The sequence below is a fragment of the Mechercharimyces mesophilus genome (assembly GCF_059818345.1).
Window position 1 is genome coordinate 19,667 of the sequence record NZ_JCBAPH010000001.1, and the last position, 21,116, is coordinate 40,782.

At 45.3% G+C, this 21,116-nt stretch carries 21 protein-coding genes; 19 read left to right on the top strand and 2 right to left on the bottom strand.

All coding sequences use genetic code 11. The features are described from left to right. Positions 1-26: 26 nt before the first annotated feature. From AC6RGY_RS00130 to AC6RGY_RS00160, 7 genes are read left to right on the top strand one after another with little or no spacing between them, the layout of a single operon-like run. Positions 27-3,047: a phage tail tape measure protein gene (locus AC6RGY_RS00130; protein WP_499858650.1), complete on the top strand. Its 3,021-nt coding sequence runs from the start codon at positions 27-29 to the stop codon at positions 3,045-3,047. A 15-nt stretch (positions 3,048-3,062) separates the two neighbouring features. Then, complete coding sequence (locus tag AC6RGY_RS00135) at positions 3,063-6,314, top strand: distal tail protein Dit (RefSeq protein ID WP_499858651.1); 3,252 nt, start codon at positions 3,063-3,065, stop codon at positions 6,312-6,314. A 13-nt stretch (positions 6,315-6,327) separates the two neighbouring features. Next, positions 6,328-9,168: a phage tail spike protein gene (locus tag AC6RGY_RS00140; RefSeq protein WP_499858653.1), complete on the top strand. Its 2,841-nt coding sequence runs from the start codon at positions 6,328-6,330 to the stop codon at positions 9,166-9,168. Between the two features lie 8 nt (positions 9,169-9,176). Then, positions 9,177-9,734, top strand: coding sequence for a DUF4376 domain-containing protein (locus AC6RGY_RS00145; RefSeq protein ID WP_499858654.1), 558 nt, complete (start codon positions 9,177-9,179; stop codon positions 9,732-9,734). A gap of 4 nt (positions 9,735-9,738) precedes the next feature. Next, positions 9,739-10,146, top strand: a complete 408-nt coding sequence (locus AC6RGY_RS00150; protein ID WP_499858655.1) for a phage holin family protein — start codon at positions 9,739-9,741, stop codon at positions 10,144-10,146. Next, complete coding sequence (locus AC6RGY_RS00155; RefSeq protein WP_499858656.1) at positions 10,146-11,078, top strand: peptidoglycan recognition protein family protein; 933 nt, start codon at positions 10,146-10,148, stop codon at positions 11,076-11,078. Before AC6RGY_RS00150 ends, AC6RGY_RS00155 begins: the two co-directional genes overlap by 1 nt. A 1-nt stretch (position 11,079) precedes the next feature. Continuing rightward, the gene (locus AC6RGY_RS00160; protein ID WP_499858658.1) at positions 11,080-11,298 is read left to right on the top strand and encodes a phage holin; all 219 of its coding nucleotides are present in this window, start codon (positions 11,080-11,082) and stop codon (positions 11,296-11,298) included. Between the two features lie 155 nt (positions 11,299-11,453). On the opposite strand, the gene AC6RGY_RS00165 is transcribed toward AC6RGY_RS00160, so the two are convergent. Together AC6RGY_RS00165 and AC6RGY_RS00170 are read right to left on the bottom strand one after the other, a co-directional pair. Continuing rightward, the gene (locus tag AC6RGY_RS00165) at positions 11,454-12,803 is read right to left on the bottom strand and encodes a helix-turn-helix domain-containing protein (protein WP_499858659.1); all 1,350 of its coding nucleotides are present in this window, start codon (positions 12,801-12,803) and stop codon (positions 11,454-11,456) included. A gap of 228 nt (positions 12,804-13,031) precedes the next feature. After that, the gene (locus tag AC6RGY_RS00170) at positions 13,032-13,457 is read right to left on the bottom strand and encodes a hypothetical protein (protein ID WP_499858660.1); all 426 of its coding nucleotides are present in this window, start codon (positions 13,455-13,457) and stop codon (positions 13,032-13,034) included. Positions 13,458-13,731: 274 nt separating this feature from the next. On the opposite strand from AC6RGY_RS00170, the gene AC6RGY_RS00175 reads away from it, so the two are divergent. The 12 genes from AC6RGY_RS00175 (at position 13,732) to AC6RGY_RS00230 (ending at position 21,110) form a co-directional block, all read left to right on the top strand. Then, the gene (locus AC6RGY_RS00175) at positions 13,732-14,517 is read left to right on the top strand and encodes a ParM/StbA family protein (protein WP_499858662.1); all 786 of its coding nucleotides are present in this window, start codon (positions 13,732-13,734) and stop codon (positions 14,515-14,517) included. Beyond that, positions 14,514-14,744 (top strand): hypothetical protein, encoded by a 231-nt coding sequence (locus AC6RGY_RS00180; protein WP_499858663.1) that lies wholly within the window; start codon positions 14,514-14,516, stop codon positions 14,742-14,744. The genes AC6RGY_RS00175 and AC6RGY_RS00180 overlap by 4 nt, the downstream gene beginning before the upstream one ends. A gap of 227 nt (positions 14,745-14,971) precedes the next feature. Beyond that, a complete protein-coding gene (locus AC6RGY_RS00185; protein ID WP_499858665.1) occupies positions 14,972-16,231 on the top strand; it encodes an FtsK/SpoIIIE domain-containing protein in 1,260 nt (419 codons plus the stop codon). Next, positions 16,158-16,727 (top strand): replication-relaxation family protein, encoded by a 570-nt coding sequence (locus AC6RGY_RS00190; protein ID WP_499858667.1) that lies wholly within the window; start codon positions 16,158-16,160, stop codon positions 16,725-16,727. Before AC6RGY_RS00185 ends, AC6RGY_RS00190 begins: the two co-directional genes overlap by 74 nt. Continuing rightward, positions 16,724-16,951, top strand: a complete 228-nt coding sequence (locus AC6RGY_RS00195; RefSeq protein ID WP_499858669.1) for a hypothetical protein — start codon at positions 16,724-16,726, stop codon at positions 16,949-16,951. Before AC6RGY_RS00190 ends, AC6RGY_RS00195 begins: the two co-directional genes overlap by 4 nt. A gap of 157 nt (positions 16,952-17,108) precedes the next feature. Next, positions 17,109-17,303 carry a hypothetical protein gene (locus AC6RGY_RS00200; RefSeq protein WP_499858670.1) on the top strand — a complete coding sequence of 65 codons (195 nt, stop codon included), beginning with the start codon at positions 17,109-17,111 and terminating at the stop codon, positions 17,301-17,303. A 488-nt stretch (positions 17,304-17,791) separates the two neighbouring features. After that, a complete protein-coding gene (locus tag AC6RGY_RS00205; protein ID WP_499858671.1) occupies positions 17,792-18,169 on the top strand; it encodes a helix-turn-helix domain-containing protein in 378 nt (125 codons plus the stop codon). A 204-nt stretch (positions 18,170-18,373) separates the two neighbouring features. Beyond that, positions 18,374-18,919, top strand: coding sequence for a hypothetical protein (locus AC6RGY_RS00210; protein WP_499858673.1), 546 nt, complete (start codon positions 18,374-18,376; stop codon positions 18,917-18,919). A gap of 176 nt (positions 18,920-19,095) precedes the next feature. Next, positions 19,096-19,263, top strand: coding sequence for a hypothetical protein (locus AC6RGY_RS00215; RefSeq protein ID WP_499858675.1), 168 nt, complete (start codon positions 19,096-19,098; stop codon positions 19,261-19,263). Between the two features lie 2 nt (positions 19,264-19,265). Beyond that, positions 19,266-19,445 (top strand): hypothetical protein, encoded by a 180-nt coding sequence (locus AC6RGY_RS00220; protein WP_499858678.1) that lies wholly within the window; start codon positions 19,266-19,268, stop codon positions 19,443-19,445. A gap of 98 nt (positions 19,446-19,543) precedes the next feature. Further along, positions 19,544-20,284, top strand: a complete 741-nt coding sequence (locus AC6RGY_RS00225; protein ID WP_499858680.1) for a phage antirepressor KilAC domain-containing protein — start codon at positions 19,544-19,546, stop codon at positions 20,282-20,284. A 19-nt stretch (positions 20,285-20,303) separates the two neighbouring features. After that, on the top strand, positions 20,304-21,110 hold the full coding sequence (locus AC6RGY_RS00230; protein ID WP_499858683.1) for a P-loop NTPase family protein: 807 nt from the start codon (positions 20,304-20,306) through the stop codon (positions 21,108-21,110). Positions 21,111-21,116 lie beyond the last annotated feature (6 nt).

The window sequence follows — 21,116 nt, forward strand, 5'->3', positions numbered from 1 at the left end:
CAGGTACGATCAAGGCGAAAATGTTGTTGGAAGCGGATCAATTTAATACAGAATTGAATCGCGCCAAGCAAAACATGAATGACACCACATACTACGGAAGAAAGATGACGAAATCATTCGGACTAATTGAGAAAGGCGCCTTGGCGGTCGGTGGCGCGGTCGCTGTCGGCATAGGCGGATCAACGGCAGTCGCGGCGACATTCGAGCAGGCGATGTCTCGTGTCAAAGCAATCAGTGGCGCAAATGAAACGCAATTCAAGGAACTCGAGGCGGTGGCACGTCAGCTAGGTGAAACGACTTCATTTAGCGCTTCCGAAGCGGCGAGTGGCATGGAGTACTTGGCGATGGCGGGTTTCAATACAACTGAAATTATCGCCGCAATGCCTGGCGTTTTGAACTTGGCGAAAGCAGGCGCCATTGATCTTGGTTCTGCTGCGGATATTACTTCGAATATTCTCACTGGATTCGGAATGTCGGCGGATCAAACGGGGCATCTCGTAGACGTCATGGCTTCGACGGTTTCGTCATCGAATACGAATATCGATCAGCTTGGGGATGCGATGAAATACGTTGCTCCAATCGCAAGTCAGTTAGGTTGGAGTGTCGAAGAGACTGCTTCTGCGATTGCTTCAATGTCAGATGCTGGAATTCAGGGGTCCCAGGCGGGGACATCGCTCCGCCAATCGTTGCTTTCACTAGTGAATCCATCTCAGGAAGCAAAGGATTTGATGGACGAACTCGAAATATCGATCACCGGAACCAATGGCGAAATGAAACCGATGCCAGAGTTAATCGGTTTCATTGCAGAACGCCTCGACGGCATGACGGAGAAACAGAAAACGTCAACACTCGCGCAACTCGTAGGCACAGAAGCGGCATCGGGTTTTATAAACGTCATCAACAAGGGGCCGGATGCTCTCGCCGAATACGCCGAAGGACTGGAGAACAGCGATGGTGCTGCGAAACGAATGGCGGATACCATGGGCGACAATATGTTGGGGTCGTTCAAGAAGTTCCAGTCTGCATTGGAAGGTCTCGGAATATCGATAGGGAACGAATTCTTGCCGTATTTCACCGACATCGTCGATGCAGCTACGGATGTTGTTCGGTTGTTTGGGAAACTCGATTCAAGTTCAGTGGCGATGGGTCTCGCGATGGCTGGCGTAGCGAGTACAGTTGCTCTCGTCTCTACGGCTTTCCTTCGACTGCGTGTCGCTGTAGCGGCGCTATACGCAAGCATGGGTCCCGCCGGATGGATTATTGCGGGGATTTCAGCTATTGCTGCCGTTATGACGGGATATATCATGCAACAGGAGCGACATGTAGAGGTTTCGATGGAGCAAGTTCAAGCCGGAATCAAGCAGACCGAGGCGAATGATCAACTCATCGGTTCCTTCGAGGAACTGAAATCGAAAAGTCGTTTGACTACGGAGGAATTTGGACGGTACATCGATCTTCAAGAGGAACTGGCGCAAACAAATAGCGAGGAAAAAGTAGCGAAGATTAAAGAAGAAATGGAAGGTCTTCGTGAAAAATCGGGATTGTCGAATGACGAGCTGAATACGATGGTTCGGTTAAATGGCGAGCTGATTGAGGCGTTTCCGATGACGGAGACTGCGGTTTCGGAATTAGGGAACGAAGTGGTCGAGACAACCGAGAAAATGCGTGAGATGAACTATCAACAACAAGAAATGTTGAAGATGGAACTCATGCAGAAGCTCTCGGAAGGAGCTAACAAGTATGCGGAGTGGATGGATCGAATTAAGCAGAAAGAGAGCGAACTAAGTACGCTTCGCCAGCAACACAACGAACAAAGTTCACGTATCAATGAATTATACGCAACGAGAACCATGTGGCAAAATAAGCTGGTAGACGGGGAAAAATCGAATGACTGGTGGGCAAAGCAGAGGATAGAACATTACGATACGCTGATTGAACAGGCGGAGCGAGAGCGGGATGCAACGTTTGAAAAAGCAGAAGCTGCGCAAGGCGAGATTGGCTCGCTCAACGAGAAAATAGCAAAACACGAAGTAGCAAAACAACAGATGGCTAATTTATTGCTTGCTCAAAATGGCATTAATATTGAGGCGGGTAAGGAATTAGCGGGTATTGATAAGAAGATTAAGGCGAATCAAAGTCTGATCTCTTCCCTAAAAGAGCAGTTGACTGGAACCTACGAAATTGATAAAGCCACTCTCGAAAACATTAATTCGCTAGAAAAAGAAAATGCAGTTCTCGAAGATATTAAGTCGACTGTAAACGAAACCGCTGGCGCGCAATCAGAAGTGAATAGCGAAATAGACGAAGGAACTAAATCCGCTATTGAGATGAACGATGAACTTCACAGCCCTACGAAAAAACCAGTCGACACTACGGATATTGATGAAGGAAATCAAAAAGTAGACGTTTTGAACTCGAAAGCCAACCAGAACACGAAGAAACCGATGGATAGTAGCGATATCGACTTTGGTCAGACAAGGGCGGGTAGATTAAACGAACTGCTCAATCGATCTACATTTAAGAAGATGAGTAGTAGCGATATTGAATCCGGTCAAAGAAAGACGAGCGATTTGAATCGAGATATCTCGAGAAGTGTGACGAAAAACGTTTCGACTTACTCGATTTATAGTGCTATAGGAGTTGCGAAAGACCTCCACGGTTGGCTCACAAAACCAGCGAAAAAAGCTGTGTCTGTCGTTCGCTCGATATACGAAAACATCGTAAGGCATCAAGGCGGAACGGTTCCGAGATACCATACCGGAACTCCTTCGTCGGTTGTCCCTGGAATTGGCGAAGTCAACGCAACTTTGTTGGGTGGGGAAATGGTGCTGACGCAACAAGACCAGGCGAAATTGTTTCGATGGATCAACGATATGGAAGCGAGTTTCGGAAATGTTGATATCGGTGAAGTGTCGAGCGGAGGGGATCAAGAAATAACGATAAATCTTCCGGTGATCCTCGACGGCAGGCAAATTGGTAAAACGTCCCATAGCTTCTTATTCAATCAAAGAACCAGTACGTTACGCTCTAAAGGTTATTTGACGTAGGGAGGAGGCGATAGCTTGAGTTTTTCTTTTAATGGCGTTCATTCGGATGAGCATAATTTAACGGTCACTAAAATCGATCCGCAGTTACTTCCATCACGGCAACTCCAGACTACGGAAGTCCCTGCGCGTGCAGGTGTTCTTTATTACGGAGCCGAAAAAGGTGCTAGGATATTCACGCTTCATTGTGCCATCATAGGCGAAACGGATTTCGAGAACAGAATTCGACTGATTGCGAAATGGCTGGATGAAGATGAGCCTGCCCCGTTGATTTTTGACACCGAACCAGACAAAACGTACTACGCCGTGGTAAACGACACTCCGACGCCGGAACGAATAGGAACCTTCGGACAGTTTTCGATTCAGTTCTTCTGCCCTGATCCGTACGCTTATGGAGAGGTGAAAACGCAGCGAATAGCGAACCCGTACGCTGTTTTCGTGCGAGAAGGAATCCGGTACCGCGATGACGGAACGGAATTCACTGAACACTATCCGGTATATCGTGATGGGAAGTTCGGAAAGGCGGTACTCATCGAAGAGGGAGCGGAGAACCTATTACTGTCAGCCAGTTCGCCGAGTAACGAAGAAGTGGCTGTGGATGTTGGCGAAGAGTATTCGCTATCCATCATCGGTGGAGATGCGAAAATAGAACACAAGAAAGAATACGATATTGACGTGAGTCTCGAAAAAGAAGGAGAGGACTTCGAAGGATACGTAGATCAGGGGTGGGATACGGGAACTCATGTGAATACCGAAGAAGTTGACGGTGACTTTTTGGAGCTTGCGAAGACTGGTGAAGATTTGCGCCTAGTCTATGATTTAGATTCTGAGTGGACTTCCGATTCGAATACGTTGGATGGAACTACTGCGGAGAGTGGAAATCTAGTCCTATCGAATCTTCCATCATGGGATTTAGTAGAGAATATGGGAGACTATACTGACACGTGGGAAATTGCGGGTTCGGGATACGGAGGTACCGTGACGCAAAAAACGAATTATGTTGAGATCACTGATGGAGGGTCAGGGGTTTCGGGGAACTTTGGAATGGAGCTGTTAGATCAAACTGTTTTTCCAGTGACGATGGATTTCCGAGTTAGGTGTCGAAACAATGTGGATGCGTACGTTGTTATTGAGGATGACGTCGACTATATAAAAGTAAAGCTACCAAGTACTTCTGGAGAATGGGTATGGCAGCGGATTGTGTGCCACAGCTCTACATCTATGACAAAGTATGTAGATGGAGTTGAGGATAGCGGAGGTTGGTGGTACGGAGACTCTACCGTAAATCAGATTCAGTTTTATATCGATGGTCCCGATGGTTACGGCGATTTCGATATTGGACCAACGTATATAGCGTTTGGCGAAGATCTTGGTGCGCCTCCGACAAATCACGAATACGAGGGAGCGTGGACGACCGACTACCTTTCTCTGAGTTCAGTTGATACGTACGAATCTGTAGGAGTGGGTTGGGGTGCTGCGTATCCGGCTCCGTTTTCGGCAGACGATTATACGATCACATGGGAGTCTCAGCTCAAAATCGGAGGGGCTGAACAGGGTTGGAAAGACTTTGACAAGGACAATATAGTCGGGTTGTCCAAGGGAGATGACGTTTCAAATGTTGAAGTCTGTTTCCGAATCACTCTGAAAAGCCGTGACTCCTGTTTTTCTCCGCAAATATATAGAGCGGAGTACACACTATATTCTGGCTACGAGACCTTCGGTCAAAGAGAATCTGTTCCGATAGATATTTCGCAGGTCGGAAAGGCATCTAGAACTGAATTAACATGGTTTGTTTATGATGAGCCTACAGATAGTTCGGTGAAACTAGAAACACAGTTTTCATTAGACGGCGGCAATAGTTGGAGCGAATACGAAGAGGTATCTAGTAGTGGAGATCCGCTGCCCGGCATAAATCAGGATACCGACCTTTCCAACGCTTATCTCCGTTACAAGTGGACACTCACGACAACCGACATATCCGAAACCCCGTCTATTGATCGAATGGATTACGATCTTTTCACAGGATACAAACCTTCGCAGACAATTAATATTGAAACAGTAGATGTCGGGTCTATTGAGGAAGTCGAAGAATCGTACATGGAGTGGTCAGAGGACGTACCACCCGATACGAATATCAAAATCGAAATCAGTCTCGACGGAACTAATTACAACGAAGCGACCAACGGGTCGTCTTTTTTAGTTTCTAGCGAGGATTTGAGCAGAAAATCGCTATATGTACGCTATACTCTCGTAACTTCGGATACTTCCATTACGCCAACGCTAAACAACCTGTCGTGGAGGATTGCGCAAGAAGAGAAGACGAAAATAGTACCCGCGACTTCAAAAATCCTTCTAACACCGACTAATGTATCTCGATGGCAACTCGAAAAGAAACCATATCCGACCGGATGGCATCCTTACGGTTCGACTCGAAACGATGAATCCATGTATATTTGGACGGAAGAAGTGTTGAATGAAGCGGAGGGAACGATTGAATCTTGGGTTTACGAAGAAAGCCATAGCTCAACAGATAGATATATTTTGGATTTGGACGGGAATTCTCAAATGTCGCTGTATCGGAAATCTGATGGGAATTATGCGGTGGTTTTCAACGGGGTTGAAGTGATGTCGACCCCTTCGCCGTCTATCGGTTGGCATTACGTAGTTGTGCGTTGGAGTTCAACCAATGTTTCTCTGTTCATTGATGGGGTAGAAGTAGATTCAACGGAGTTGACGGAGAGTATCTCGCTTGATGGTGCAACTCGGCTTTACATCGGATGTAATCAGTACCGCGGGAACCATTGGAATGGGCTGATCGATGATCTTCGTATCTCGAGTATTGCCCGTACTGACACGGAAATAGCGGATGGGTATGATTCAGGCGAACCACTGGACGTTGACAAACATACGACATACAAGATCGCTTTAGATGACTCGCTTGCTACGGATGACGATGCTTCAATGATTGTCGAAGGGACTGCGCCTGTTCAACCGATATTCACCGTGTCGATAGTAAAATCTGCATCGTATTTGAAAGTGAGTGACGGAATCCATTATGTTTATGTCACGCCGGAAGTAGGCGAAGAGTTTTTGGTTGGGGACGTAATAGTGATCGATAACGAAAGAGCAAAGGTTACCCACAACGGCACGCTAAACATGCCGGATCTTGACTCGGATTTCTTCACGATACCGAAGGGAGAAACCGAATTCATCGTAGAGCCAAGCGGTGTCGCGAGAATTGAGGCGATGTTTACCGAACGTTGGAAATAGAGGAGGTGAAACTGTGGATAAGTTAAATAAATTGTGGATAATTGATCGTTCTGACGAAAAGGTACTCGCTGTTTTGACGAATCAGTCGAACAAGGCGTGTACCTTTTTCGACGCTATTCATAGAGAAACTATAAACGAATTTGAGCAACTGGAATTCAGTATTGACGCTACTCACGAAGACTCGGAATACGTCATCGAAAAGAACTTCGTTTGTTTTCGAGATCTTGATGGATTATACCGACTCTTCATCATTCAGGACATACAAGAAACGCATGACTCCATCAAGACGAAAAAAGTCATTTGCGAATCAGCGGCATCTGAACTCCTTGGAGAACCCGTCGAAGACATTTCGTTTACAGCCGGAACTGCGGAACACGCACTTGAACGGCTTCTGTCGGGTACTCGTTGGCAAGTTGGAACTGTCGCTGACTTTGGAACGCATGATGAGCGCTTCTATCGTGGAAACGTTATTCGCTGGATTAACCGAATCTTGGAAGTTTGGGGCGGTGAGGTTCGTTTTAGAATCACCGCCCCAAATAACCGAATTACAGGTCGCTATATCGATATCGTCCAACAACTAGGAAACAGCGTTCGGAAGAGGTTTGAATATGGAAAAGACGTTCAATCGATAGGGAAGAAAGTCGATTCCAAGTCCCTAGTGACCGCGCTCTATGGGTATGGAAAATCCGATAGAGACGAAAACGACAACGAAACCTACGTCACCTTCGAGAGTGCCGAGTGGTCTGTTGACAACGGAGATCCAGCCGACAAACCTGCCGGACAGTCGTGGATAGGCGATTCAGATGCGCGGGATGCTTGGGGAATGCCGAATGGAGACGGAACCTACCGACGCATATTCGGTGAGTTTATGGATAGCGATATCGAAGATCAGGAAGAACTATTGCAGGCGACATGGGATGAATTGCAGAAACGGAAAGAGCCACTTGTCGAGTACACGGCGACAGTGGTCGACCTTGAACGTGCGTATGGCGAAGACTACAGCCACGAAGCGATACGTCTCGGCGATACGGTTTTCGTCATTGATCGCGAATTCTCTCCCGAACTTCGGGCAGAAGCGAGAGTTATAGGAGTGGAGCGTCACCTCGATAGACCACAAGATACCGTTGTGACGATCGGAAATTTCCTACCTAAAATGGCGGATGACTCTACGAAACTAAGAGATGTGGAGCGTAGAGTTGGCGAGAAGATCGGCGTGACTGATCCGATACGGACTTCTTGGCTTCAAGGAGCTATTGATACGGTGAACACCGAGATTTACGCTGGTGGCGGAACAATTCTAACCACGAATGACGGGATCAACATTCTAGATAAGCCGTTGAGTCACAATCCAACGAAATCCATCCTGATGAATAACGGGATTGTCGCTGTATCGAATCAGAAAGTTAACGGAGATTTTGTGTATGAAGACGCTATTACCGGCGATGGCATCGTAGCAAGCGTAATTAGATCAGGTACGATGTTATCCGACCGAATTCGTGGGGGAACGTTTTATGTCGGTGGGACTGTCGATGGGATTGGGCAGAACGGAGTACTGTATTTGTTGAATGATGAAAACGATATAGTTACGACACTAAGCGCAGAACAACAGGGATTCTCGAAGCTCTATGTGGGTGAATTGTCGGGAGATAACGTAGTTGTAAAAGGGAATGAAGATAAGACGATTTATGTAGATCCAGACGGCGGGTCTAACGAAAACGACGGTTCTTCGTGGGATCAAGCGTATCAATCGTTACAGCAAGCAATCGATGAGAATGTAAAAGAGGTCAATATCGGCGATATAACTTTTATGATTAAATCAGGTACAACGGTTGATGAGGAAATAGTGTTGGACAATATCATCGGCCCAGGAAAACTATATTTCGAGTTCCAAGATGAATCAACGAATCTTTATGGGTATTTCCGTGTGGCTTCTTGTCTGAACCGTATTTATATTTTTAATGGTACCTTTACCCATAGCGGTGCGACGCACAGGAACGATTCGAACCCATACGCAGTAATCCGTACACTCATGTCGAACTGGGTTTCGATCAATAGTGTGCGGATTCAAGGCGACAACAAATGTAATTACGGAATATCCTCAGAGGGTTCGAATGTCGTTGCTAATTACTGCGAGATATACGATGTGGATAGCGGATGCCTTCACGCAACCGTGGGTGGGCATATCGCAAGTGCAAATAATATCGGGAAAGGTAAGTACGGAGTGAGGGCGACAAACACAGGAGTAATCGCTGGATGGGGGACATACCCGTCCGGAACAACTGCGGATATCAATGCGACAAGCGGAGCTAGAGTCTCGTTGACTGGTTCTGCATCGGATGGCTCTGGAGGAGGTACATATGATCCTCAACCGGAGTCGTACATGTGGAACGAGACGGGAAGTCAATCGTGGGATTCGAAATGGGATTGGAATACTTGGGATCGATACGATCAGGTTACTCAAGGCGATCCTGGCTCGTGGGGAGACGCGGGTCTTCATAGAGGGTGTTGGTTTTTCGATTATTCCGACATTCGTTCGAAACTCGCAGGAAAAACGATAACCTCCGTAAAACTTTACACTTCGCGACTTAGTTCCGGCGGTTATTCTGCGTCACGACCAGTCTACTTCTGTACGCACGACCGTTCGTCTGCGTCAGGTACGCCGTCTATGTCGGGATCGACAAACGGAGGGAGCTTTGCGTGGGGGACATCGAAATGGGTCACGCTTCCGATTTCATTTGGCGAAAAGCTCCGGGATGGTACAGCGAAAGGAATCGGGGTGTACACCAGTAGCACGAGTCAGTCGAACTATCTTCACATGGCGAAAGACTGTACTCTCAAAATTACTTGTGAGTAGGCGATAGAATGAAAATTGTGTTGTTCGAAGGTGGCGAAATTGTAGATGTACTTGAAGGAATTGAAAACGTTGAAATAGACGACGAAGAAAATTGCATTCGTTTTGACTCCGGAGAGTTGTGTGGCGTCAAATGTGATTACGCCGTAGTGGATAACGATGTGTCTCCCGAAGACGCGATCCTCGAAGCTAATCTCCTTGAACCGGAGAAAAAACGAAAAATATTGTGGTTGAACGAATGCTGTGAATCAGCTATTCTTTCTGGATTTACGTCAGAAACAACGGGGCATATCTATGATTTTTCGCAAACGGACCAAATCAACATGACGCAACAATATACTATTTTGATCGGCAACTCCGATATATCGACCGTCGATTGGAAGACGGAAGATAGCGGGGTTGTTTCGCATTCGAGAGAAGAATTTAAATCGGTAGCCCAAGAAGCAGAGGCGCACAAACGTGGAAATATCGAAAAGTATTGGCGATTGAAAGCACAAGTACAAGCGAGTACCACACGAGAGGAGGTGAGGTCGATTTCGTGGGACGGAGAAACCGTAGAGGAGAGTTAGTAGTATGGCTAGTATTGATCAGTTAGTTTACGTCAAACTTTTAGTCGGGTTTGGAGGTGCGGTCGCATCGTTTATGTGGGGAGGGTGGTCGGAGGCATTGACGATACTAGCGGTTTTCGTAACTGTTGACTTCCTCACAGGATTCGTGGCAGCGGGGAAGGAGGGGCGTTTATCCAGCCGAAGGGGAATGAAGGGTATACCGAGGAAACTTCTAATTTTCGCGTTTGTAGCGGTTGCACATCTCTTAGATCAGTTCTTAGGCGAAAGTCACTTGCTTCGTGATGGAGCGGTGGCTTTTTATATTGCAAACGAAAGCTTATCAATTGTTGAGAACTTTGGGCGAATGGGACTTCCGATACCTCCGAAAGTTCGTGAGGCTATCGAGATATTACGAGGAAAGGACGATGAGTAATGGGACTATTTGACTTAGGAGTTCCGGTTAAGGATGTTCGCAAAACATTAAAAAGAAGAGGGAGCTATCGTGATTATGGTGTCAATTCTAAAACCCACATTATAATCCATCACTCGCTGACAAAACGCAATTTGGCAGGATCTAATGCTGAATCATATGCGAGATACCACGTTGGTTTGGGATGGCCAGGAATAGGATATCACTTTGTAATCGAAGCTGATGGAAGAATTAAGTACTGTCATAACCTTGGTGTGATGTCCTACCATGTTGGAAACCACAATCGCTATTGCGTAGGTATTTGTTTGAGCGGAGATTTCCGATATGAAGAACCGACACATTCACAGAAGGAGAGTTTACGCCGACTCCATGCATACCTTATGGGGGTGCTTCCAAAGTACAAGAAAACCATAGGGCACAACGAATTGTCAGGATACGAATGGAAGCAATGTCCGGTTTTTGACTATACAGCAGTGATTAAAGAAAAGGCGAAAGAACCGAATCCATTTGACCAATTTAAAGCAGATGAACTAAACAAAGCACCCAATGGAGCTAGGTTTTCTCGTATATTGAAATATACGAATCCAATGCAATATGGGAAAGATGTAGAAGCCGTGCAAAAGATTGTAGGGGCTAAAATAGATGGGTATTTTGGTCCGAAAACGAAGGCATGTCTAATTACTTGGCAAAAGAAAAAAGGAATCAAGAAATCCGGTGAAGTCGGCGATTATAATTGGATGCGGATGTTTGGGAAGAAAGAGGTACACAAGCCGAAGAAGCGGAAGGAATATTGGCGTGTTTTAAGGGATGGAGAGCAAATCGGGTACTTCGATATAGACGAAAACGCTCGCGATGTGATACTGGAAGAAGCGAAAAAGGCGATGAAGAAGAATCAAGAAAATATCGAATTTAAAATCGAAAGGGAGTTGAAGTAGTATGGGTATCGATTGGAAAGCGAGACTTCGTAATGGATGGTTCTGGGCTTCGGTGTCTTCGTTTGTACTATATTTTCTAGTGGGAGAGGGGATTCTTTCGCAGGTTATCGCGGATCGTTATGAGATTTATATTGATATGTTGATGGCGCTTCTAGTAGGTATCGGGATTTTGATTGATCCGAAAACGCCGGGGATTGGTGACGGAGAGGACGAGAAGTAGGCGATAGAAAAAGAAGAGCCGGAGCGACTTTGCTCTGGCTCTAAAATAATTATGGACCAAGTGGTTCGACATATACTGGGTTAGACTCTTCGGCAGAAACTTGATTTGATAGTGGAAGAGAAATCGTAAGTAAAATAGCAATTAAAAATAATGCCTTAGCCCAACTTTTCAAGATAATCAGCTCCTTCGGAAAGTAACTCCCTATTATTCTTTTGTACACTATACATATTGTGAAGGCAACGAGTAAATTCCTGCTGATCGATCCCTTCCCATGCATCAGCGAGCTTCCGGAGGATTTGTATCTCTTTAAATACTAAATATCGATCACGGGAGTAATTGAGTGCTTCTTCGTAGTACGATGTGGACTCTGTGGCTTTTCCTTGTAAGCGATATGCATCACCTGTGACGATTAATGACTCTACTAGTTTCGGGATATCGTTGAACTGTTTAGCGACTTCAACTGATTTCGAAGCCATATCTAAAGCTTCATCCCAACGCTTTTGCTGTATGTACAGAGCGCTTAATCTAGAGTAGGTGGTAGGTAAAGCTTGACGGTTCTCTATCTTGTCTACTGCTTTTAATGCCATTTCAAATGACTGTTCCGCCTGTTTATAGTCATTAATAGTTAAATATATTGTTCCCAAGGTTGTCCAGAGACCGAGTAAAAAGTCGTAATTGCGGATGGGTTGTGCAAGTGATATGCCTTTACGGGCATATTCGATTGCATCATCGTACAGTTTGTTTGTAAGGCACAATTCTGCAAGTAGATTTTGAAAACTAATTGCAACATCAAAACGCGTAATCGTTGTGATTTCGTCTTTAATACCTTCGGCTAGTTTCAATGCTTGTACACTGAGTCCGAGTCTTTCAAGAAAAACAGCCTTATCATGAATCATTACATAATAGTAGTCCTGACGCTCGCCTGAACGGCTGAAAGTACTTATTGCTTTTTCGATATAATCTAGCGCTTTTTGAAGCTCATTTAGGTGATGCTCACAATAGGCAAGCGAAAAAAGTGCAATAGATTCATCATTGCTTTCTTTACCGTATTTACTCTGCTGGGATAACCGTATTGCTTCGGAATAATGACGTTTTGCTTTTTTAAACTGACCGACTGATTTAAAATAATTTCCTTTTAGTCGTTGGTATCTAGGTGCAAAAGGGTGTGTTTCGGAATTAATAGGGATTTGTTCGAGGCGCATAAATGCATGTTCGTTGTCCCGTAATTGAAGAAGGCTTTCTACGTAGAACATTTCATCTCGCAAGTGCGCTAATTCTTCTTGTTGGTCAAGCATTAATTCAGGTAATTCATCACGATTGAGTCCTAGCTTTTCTTCGAGCAAATAGTAAATCTTTTCGGCTGAAACATGAGGCGCGCCTCGCTCTACGTTCGAAATCGTCGCTGGTGAGCAGTTATTGTCGGCTAAATCTTCAAGGCGAAGGTTTCTGGACTTGCGAATTTTACGAATCAATTCACCCAATTTCATTCTCTGAAAAAGTTCCAATTCTCTGCACCCCCTGAATTACTACAACTTGCCCATATTATACAGTTCCGACTATTTTAATGCAATAAGATAATATTCTTTTCATCATATTTTTGCCTATTTAAAAAAACACAAAGAGGGAGTATTAGTATACGAGTAGAAAATAGATATAAGCGAAAAATCGAGACCAAAACATAAAAAGAAGCGGTGGTTCCAATTCGGAATACGCCGCTTCGTTATGTTATTTTCTCAATCGTTCTTTGCCTGCATTAGCAGTGCATCGTAATAACTCGTACATCGTGTTTTATCGGACTCTTTCTGTGCGAAATCCCGGCAAGAATCGATTGTTGCTTTCGAGAGTGATAGAATTTTGTCGTGCGATTCTCTATATTGATCCGAGGGTTCCAATTCAACAAGAGTATTTTGCATTTCCTCGCCTTCTAAACTAACTAACATAGCGGAAGCAGTTTCCGCTGCTGTTCCTCCTTCCTCTCTAACCGACTCTATGGCAGATGAAGTTTTACTTTCGAAAGCTCTTGTAGCATCTCTAACCGCCTTCACGTATTCCTCATCGTTCATCCCCGAATCCGCGAGAACGTAAACCCCAATCCCGATTCCTCCCGCCACAATCACGAAAACCCCTACGACAAGCGAAATCAACCATTTTTTATTCATACTCGTCCTCCTAATTTTACCTTTAGTCTATCTTGTTTTCGTTTATGATTCAATATTACGAATTTTATTTTGTTTTATGCGAAACAACTTCTTTTGATCGAATAACAAATCGAAAAATTCACCTTGTCCATAGAAATTAATGCGAATAAAAAATGTCTTGATCGATATACATCTAGTGTACACTCGATCTACCCACAGTGTAGTTCCGATACAGCCCGTATACACTCGATGTACCTTTAGTGTAGATCGAGTGTATCGAAGGAGGCGAGATGATGTGTTAGTCGCGGTTGATTGTGGACGCAGTGAAGTCAAAGTCGTCCATCGTCACGGAAAGTTTGCGTTTCCAGCTGTGATTGGCGAGTGGAGACGGCTCAATATTGGAAAGAAGCGTGACAAGGAGATCGAAGTTATCTACGAGGGTGAAAAGCTGTTTATCGGAGATCTAGCCGTCCGCGAATCCGAATTTCATCGGAGTATGATGACGGATACGAAAGCACATGAGCAGACGCTAATTTTGACGCTCGTTGCCGTCTATCTCGCGAACAGCATGGGAAAGGTCAGCGTAGTTACGGGGCTTCCTGTCGAATTGCATAGTGAAGAAGAGAAGACGGCCATGAAAAAGTTGCTCACTGGAAAACACAGGATCGAAGTGAACGGTATTTCGCGCCTAATACAGATAGAAGAAGTTGTCGTCTGTATCGAAGGAGGAGGCGCATTCTGGGCGAATCCTCAACATGGTCTAGTTCGAATAATCGATGTCGGTGCGAAGACAGTAAACTTCTTGACACTCAGGGATAAAGGGTACATTGACCGTGAATCAGGAACGCTTGGGTTCGGCGGAGATACGACGAAAACGAAGAGTCCAAAACACCTTACAGAGCGGATCTGCGGAGAAGTCGGGAAGAAGTGGAGCGCGGAGGATGTCGTCATTGTAGCAGGAGCGATGGCCGTCGAATTGATTCCGTATATCCAACGACATTTTCCCAATGTATCCGCTCCTGTTGACCCGAAGTACGCCAACGCGAAAGGCTTCTTCGAAATAGGGAAGCGGTTATTATGACGAATCGGTATCGTCAGATCGCAATCGTCTTCAACATCAGTGATCCGGATCAAAAATTCCTTTACGACATGGTGATAAAGCGTCCAAACAAGTCGGGGTTCGTAAAGAAAGCACTTGATTACTACCGTCTAGGTCAAGGAACTCCGATGCAGATAGCGCAGGTTACGAAATCAATCGACCACACAGAAGACGATCAAGATGTGGAATTGATGCGAGGTTTGATCTGATCGGCATATTCACGCAATTCAGATGCCAGCGCCGCACCGACTGAGGTGGCTACACGACGACAACTAATAGCACCCTGAAGCTGCCACCGAAGGAGGTGTTCCAACGTAAAGGAAAGACGTATACGGGTATATAGCACGGTATAAAAGAAAATCGAAAACAACGCAAATTTCCGGATCAGAGACGAAAAAGAACCGTAAAAGAAATCAAACGGAAAGGAGCGAGACGAGTGCCGATCATTGGCTACACGGTTTTCGGCGGAATGATTGCGTATAGTTCCGTTCGACTGTTCCATCTAACGAAGGAATCGAGAAAGGTTCAGGCGGTACTCCGAAATAATGGAGTCGAAGTATCGGAAAACGGCAATAAGAAAAGACGGCCAAAGGTAACGCGGATCATCAAAACGAAATACGGAAGTCGTTTGTACCTGAAATTGCCGGAAGGGATTTCATCGGAGGACATCGAGAAATGTGAGTCGGCCATAAGTGAAACTTTGCGGAAAGACATCGAAGTCAAATACGAAAAGACGGAAGGCGTGTACATTGACATCTATGACGTGGACCTTCCGGAAGAAGTCGAGTACAAAACAGATTTTCTGCGCAATGATTACCAAGTTCCGATTGGCGTGGATTATTTGAATGAGACGATTTACTACGATTTCGAAGGTTCGTATCCGCATTTACTCATCGGTGGGATTGCGGGCGGAGGAAAATCAGTATTATTGCGTTCGATTCTCACGTCTCTCGCGCTGAAAACGAAGGCGGACTTGTATTTGACGGATCTCAAAGGCGGAGTCGAATTAGGTTTGTTCCGTACCATCGAACATACAAAAGGCTTCTCGACGACATTAAGTGAAACAGCGAAACTCCTCGGTAAAGTTGAACGTGAGATGGAACGGAGATACGAGATATTGCGTAAGAACGAGTCGCAGCAATGGAAGGGGAAGCGCGTGATTTTCGTCATGGATGAGTTGGCGGACTTGAAGGAGAGAGGTGGGGAGCCGAAGCAAGACAAAGCCGCCAAGCACGCAATCAAGTCGTCACTGGCTCGGATCAGCGCGAAAGGAAGAGCGGCTGGCGTCATTCTCGTCTTATGTACGCAAAGACCGAGCGCAGATATCGTCGATGGGTTGATCAAGACGAACATCTCGACCTCCGTCTGCTTCCGGACGAGAGACAACATTCAATCGCGAATCATCTTGGATCACGGCCGTGCCTCCGAATTGCCTGGAATCCCTGGCAGATGTATATACCAGCAGACGGACGATCTAAAGGTTCAAACGTTTCACTTGTCGTATGCCGATGCTAAACGGCTTCTGAAAGACGTTCCGAAGCGCCAAGAGGAACCGGAAGAGAACGAAAAAACGGAGGTGATCGAAGTTGAACGCTGCGCTACGCCAAAGAAAGTACCTACGGATGAGAGCGGTATTGACTTCGCTAAGGAACTTGGACTATTTGACTGCGGATCAACTACGCGCCCTCCACAGTGATCTCGGAGGGAACCGAAACACACGAATCTTCATGTCGGAGTTGGAGCGTGAGGGATTCGTGAAGAGCTTTTTAACCGAGAGAGTGAAAGTGTATTATCTCTCGAAAAAGGGACGCGATGAAGTAGGATCGAGGATTGTTCGGAAAAAGACGGTGTATATCGGCCACTATTTATTACGCAATCAACTGTATTTATCGGTTTTACCAGAAACATGGCGAAGTGAACCGAAGATCGAATTTCTACAAGAAACATTACGTCCTGACGCTGTGTTCACGAAAAAAGATCGAAAGTATTTCCTTGAAGTCGACATCACTCGGTCAATGGCGGATAACCGCGAGAAGATACGACTATACCGCGAACTGAATGAGTCAGGAACATGGAAAGGCGAATTCCCGATTGTGATGTTCGTGACGACGACGGAGTATCGAAGGAAGGCGTTGGACACAGAATTGGATGGCTTGAAACACGTTATCTTGACGGAGGTGGATTTGCGATGATGTGGGGGCGTGAACGGGAAAACGGTCCTTCTGATTATCGGCTGGATCGAGAGGAAGCCAAATGGTTCGTGGATCAGTTCGGAATGACGGAGTTTGTACGTGAACTTCGCGATGCACATCCGGATCTCGAAATCCATTCCGTATCAACTCACTGGGCCGAAAGCGACCAGTACATTTGTAAGGCACGTGGAGAATATGGCGATTTGATCATCGGATGGGAATAGCCAAAAAGGGAGGAAAACGTATGTCTCCGATAGGCAGTATCGTATTGCTTTCGATAGTTGGTGTTCAGGGTGTATACGCAACGAAATCGGCTGTTTGGTTGGTCCGGAATTCGAAGGTGCGGAAATACTTCGATGAAAAACGAAAGGAGCGAGTGTCATGCTAGGTATGGAGCCGATGTTCGTCGTTGTCGGAGTAGCGATTGGTTCGTCTTTCGTGGAGAAGACGCTTGAAAAGATGGGTCACGGTTCGCTGGTACCGTTTGTCAGTTTGATTTCATGGGCAGTAGCGGGATGGTATACGTTGGATTTTTACATGGGAGAGGTTTCGCGGATCAGTTCGTTGTTTCGATAGAAACCGATTTAGTAGCGCCTTAACGGGCGTTATTTTTTTTGTTTTCGTAATTGATACATAGCGATGTCGTGGAATGACGGATAGCACAGAAAGGCGTAAATAGTGATCGGATGTTTTCGTATGTGTGGCGATTGATGGCGTTTAGAACGGATTTAATTAGGTGATTTCTGAAAAAGTTTTTCGAAAGTGTTATCAAAGTAATGTTAGTCATCCCCTATAAATAGTGAAGAGAAAAAAAGAGAAATTATTTTCGCCAAAAGTGTGCGAAGTGGTTTCAGGATGACTCTAGACATTATAGAGGGACAAAAAGAAAAGTTTTTTCGGAGAAAGTGTCCTAAATTGAGATCAGGAGTGAGTGTATACAAGTAAGCAGGAAAAAAGAAAAATTGTTTTCACGAAAGTGTTATCAAAAGAGGCTCACCTTGCCCCTAGTAACAGTAAGCAAGAAAAAATCGCGAAGAAGTGAAAAAGTCATGGAGGTCGTGGAAATGAAAAACGAAGTTTTCGTCAAGATGCGAATTTCGGCTAATCACAATGGAATGATCGGAGACATGGGAGCGGAAAGGTGGCAGACACTTTGCGTACTTGCCGCGTTTGTCAATCGGAAAGGAGAGTGTTATCCATCGCAAGACACCATTGCCCAACGATTAGGGATTTCGCGACAAGCGACAAACAAACGGATTAAGGAGTTATGCGACTATCGTTGGCGCGGAAAGGCGTTAGTTGAGAAGGAGCAGAGGAGAACTGAAGGGCAGAGATTCGCGAATACGGTTTATCGATTTAAGGAGGTGAACCCGTTTTCGATTTCGGTCGATGGAAGCGCAAAAAAGAGAGAAGACATGAAAGCGAAGCTGATGTGCTTGTAGAGCCATGTCAAGTCAGGAGTATTCCGTGTAAAGCGTAGGAGGAAAAAGACGAGTAAAGAACCGTGTACGGATCAACTTGACACTAACAAGAACTAATATTAAACGAGAACTAATTAACAAGATAAAAGATATTAGTGTCAAGTGCAATTGATATGGATAAGTACCTTGTTCGCGCAGTCAATTAATAAAAAGGGGAGATGTAAGATGAAAAAGTACAATCTAGATCCAAGAAAGATGGAGTTCAACTGGGGAGAGATGGAAGTAATATCCCTTGGAGAACGTGGCCGCGGAAGATTTCAAGCTATAATTCCGTATCAAGCAGGAGACAGCGAATTTGTAGATGTAGGAGAAAGTCGGACAGGAAAACCGAAGATCACGCCGTCTAATAGTTCTAAAGGATGGTTAGCTCGATTGAATACGGAGGGACATTATGTTCGCGGAACCTATGGATACGCTGGGGTAGATTCAGATGATCGATCAAAAATAGAAGTTGTTTCTCACGGGTATGGTGCGTACGGTGCGGCAGGGAGAACTGGAGAATGGCATGATTACCTCGTCAAGATAATCGACGAGATGTGGGTCCGCATGAAACCAAGTGGTCGTGTTTCGAATTACTGGCTATATTTCAGTGAAGATGAAGTGTTTAATGTCGTTGATGAGGAAATAGATGTTTTCTGCGAGGTGCGGGATGTAGAGCCTCCTACTGAGGTTTCCGATTACAAGCCTTTAGACAAGGCTATTATACGATGATTGCGTATGTTTACGTCTGTCCTAAGTGTGCGAATGGTATAGCGGCATATGTTCCGGTCGAAGTAGTCATCTGTAGCTGCGGAAAGAGGTTAACAAAACCAATGACGCTTGATACGAAGGACGACTACTACAAAATTAAAAAGCTGACGGAAACAAGTCAGTAAAGGAGGGCATATATGCGAAACTTGATAAACGATTTACGTAAGTCGATAGGAAACTTGAAAAAGGCTGGAAGTACATTTGTCAGTACACAGACGAAGAGGACGCAGAATTCATCGCTGAATCGCGGGAAGGATGGCCGGAAGCAATCGAGCGAGCGGTTACTGCGGAGACGGAGATCGTAAGGTTGCAACGCGAATTGTCGGATCTATTCATAAAGTTGTTGGAAGAGTACGAATATACTAAAACGAAAGTGATTTATGATCGAATAGAGACGCATAAAGAAGACGAATCCTTCGAGGAACTTAGCGAAGAGATTGAAGAATATGTGAATCGTCTGAGTAGCGTATTGAGCGGGTGGAGGTAAAAGTAACGCTCATCAAAACGGGTGAACGTTAAGTTCGTCTCACAATCCTGAGAAACGAGGAGTCATACAACACCAAACTAAAGGGAGTGTGATGGCAGATGGATCAGCTACAACGTGTATTCGACTATAAAGGAAATGATGTTCGGACTCTGATAATAGACGGTGAGCCGTGGTTTGTTGCAAAAGACGCTTGTAACATACTAGGACACAGCAACTCAAGTGTCGCAGTCAAGAGATTAGCACAAGACGAAAAGGGAGTAAGAAAAGTTTATACCCTTGGTGGAATGCAGGAGATGTCTCTGGTGAATGAGCCAGGACTGTATATGTTAATCATGCGAAGCAATAAATCAGAAGCAAAGCCATTTCAACGTTGGGTTACTCACGAGGTATTGCCGGAAATCCGAAAAACGGGTCAGTATGGAGCTAGTAACATGCCGACTCATATAGAAGCTCTACGTGGTTGGGCGGACGAAATGGAACTACGCGAGAAATTAGAAGCCGAAAACAAAGTAATGCTTCCTAAGGCGAAATCCTACGACATCTTCATGAACGGTGAAAATTCGCAGACTGTCGGTGTAGTGGCAAAGGCAATTGGATTCGGTCCCAACAAGCTATTTGCAAGGCTGCGTGACGAAAAGATACTGATGGATGGCAGTCGACGGAATATACCGTATCAGCGATATATTGATGCAGGATTTTTCACAGTGAAGGAAAGTTCGATACAAATGGGTGGTCAAGTGGTGAACGTTGCCACGACGCATGTCACGCCGAAGGGAGTCGATTTCATCGTAAAGAGATTGGGTTTGGTCGTTTCGGAAACGCAGTTAATCAAAAATTGAGAGAGAGGGGAGGAACACCATGACAGCGACTAACGAAAACAACTGCACTTTAAACGGTGTATGTACGAAAGCGGGAACGGCGGAGTGCACACGCATATGCCCGCATTTCATAGCGATACACGGCGCAAGCGGTGGTGGAGGACGTATCGCCAACGCGAATATACCGAAAGACTATCGTAATTTTACTATCAAAACGTCTCCAGTCCGACCAAACCAGCGAAAAGTATACGGAATAATTGAACAGTATATCGGAACTTTTTCTCGCCAATTTGAAAAGGGTGGCGAACGTATCAAGTCATTGTATCTATTTAGTTCTGCGACTGGAACCGGAAAGACAACAACAGCCAGCGTTATAGCAAACGAATACCTCGTCAGACACTATATCGGTTCACTCAAACTAGGGCGGAAACCGTTAGACCGCCCTGTTTTCTTTCTCGATTTTAATCAGTGGCAGTCGAGATACAGTGCCTCTAATAGGAAGCATGTTGACGAGGATCAAGCGAAGGAAGCATCGAGAAGGTATTACGGGTGGTTTGACATTGCGAAGAAGGTGCCGTTCCTTATTATTGACGATATTGGAGTTAGGGGGTGTACTGATGCGTTTCGGGGAGATGTAGAAGAGCTTATCAACTACAGATCTGCGAATAGAATGCCGACTGTGTATACCTCTAATCTAAATATTGAAGGGCTGGAGAGAGTGTACGATACACGAATCATGGACAGGGTTCGGGATTTATGCTTACCAATTGAGTTCGAAGGAGAAAGCTACCGGAAAAAGAAACATGAACGCATGGTGACTGAGTTGGCTAATTTTACAAAAAGGTAAGAGGAC

What these genes read in the sequence shown, in the direction of transcription:
- AC6RGY_RS00145 (WP_499858654.1), top strand. Translation starts at nt 9,177, where the DNA reads ATGAAAATTGTGTTGTTCGAAGGTGGCGAAATTGTAGATGTACTTGAA.
- AC6RGY_RS00150 (WP_499858655.1), top strand. Translation starts at nt 9,739, where the DNA reads ATGGCTAGTATTGATCAGTTAGTTTACGTCAAACTTTTAGTCGGGTTT.
- AC6RGY_RS00155 (WP_499858656.1), top strand. Translation starts at nt 10,146, where the DNA reads ATGGGACTATTTGACTTAGGAGTTCCGGTTAAGGATGTTCGCAAAACA.
- AC6RGY_RS00160 (WP_499858658.1), top strand. Translation starts at nt 11,080, where the DNA reads ATGGGTATCGATTGGAAAGCGAGACTTCGTAATGGATGGTTCTGGGCT.
- AC6RGY_RS00170 (WP_499858660.1), bottom strand. Translation starts at nt 13,457, where the DNA reads ATGAATAAAAAATGGTTGATTTCGCTTGTCGTAGGGGTTTTCGTGATT.
- AC6RGY_RS00180 (WP_499858663.1), top strand. Translation starts at nt 14,514, where the DNA reads ATGACGAATCGGTATCGTCAGATCGCAATCGTCTTCAACATCAGTGAT.
- AC6RGY_RS00190 (WP_499858667.1), top strand. Translation starts at nt 16,158, where the DNA reads ATGAGAGCGGTATTGACTTCGCTAAGGAACTTGGACTATTTGACTGCG.
- AC6RGY_RS00195 (WP_499858669.1), top strand. Translation starts at nt 16,724, where the DNA reads ATGATGTGGGGGCGTGAACGGGAAAACGGTCCTTCTGATTATCGGCTG.
- AC6RGY_RS00200 (WP_499858670.1), top strand. Translation starts at nt 17,109, where the DNA reads ATGCTAGGTATGGAGCCGATGTTCGTCGTTGTCGGAGTAGCGATTGGT.
- AC6RGY_RS00205 (WP_499858671.1), top strand. Translation starts at nt 17,792, where the DNA reads ATGAAAAACGAAGTTTTCGTCAAGATGCGAATTTCGGCTAATCACAAT.
- AC6RGY_RS00210 (WP_499858673.1), top strand. Translation starts at nt 18,374, where the DNA reads ATGAAAAAGTACAATCTAGATCCAAGAAAGATGGAGTTCAACTGGGGA.
- AC6RGY_RS00215 (WP_499858675.1), top strand. Translation starts at nt 19,096, where the DNA reads ATGCGAAACTTGATAAACGATTTACGTAAGTCGATAGGAAACTTGAAA.
- AC6RGY_RS00225 (WP_499858680.1), top strand. Translation starts at nt 19,544, where the DNA reads ATGGATCAGCTACAACGTGTATTCGACTATAAAGGAAATGATGTTCGG.
- AC6RGY_RS00230 (WP_499858683.1), top strand. Translation starts at nt 20,304, where the DNA reads ATGACAGCGACTAACGAAAACAACTGCACTTTAAACGGTGTATGTACG.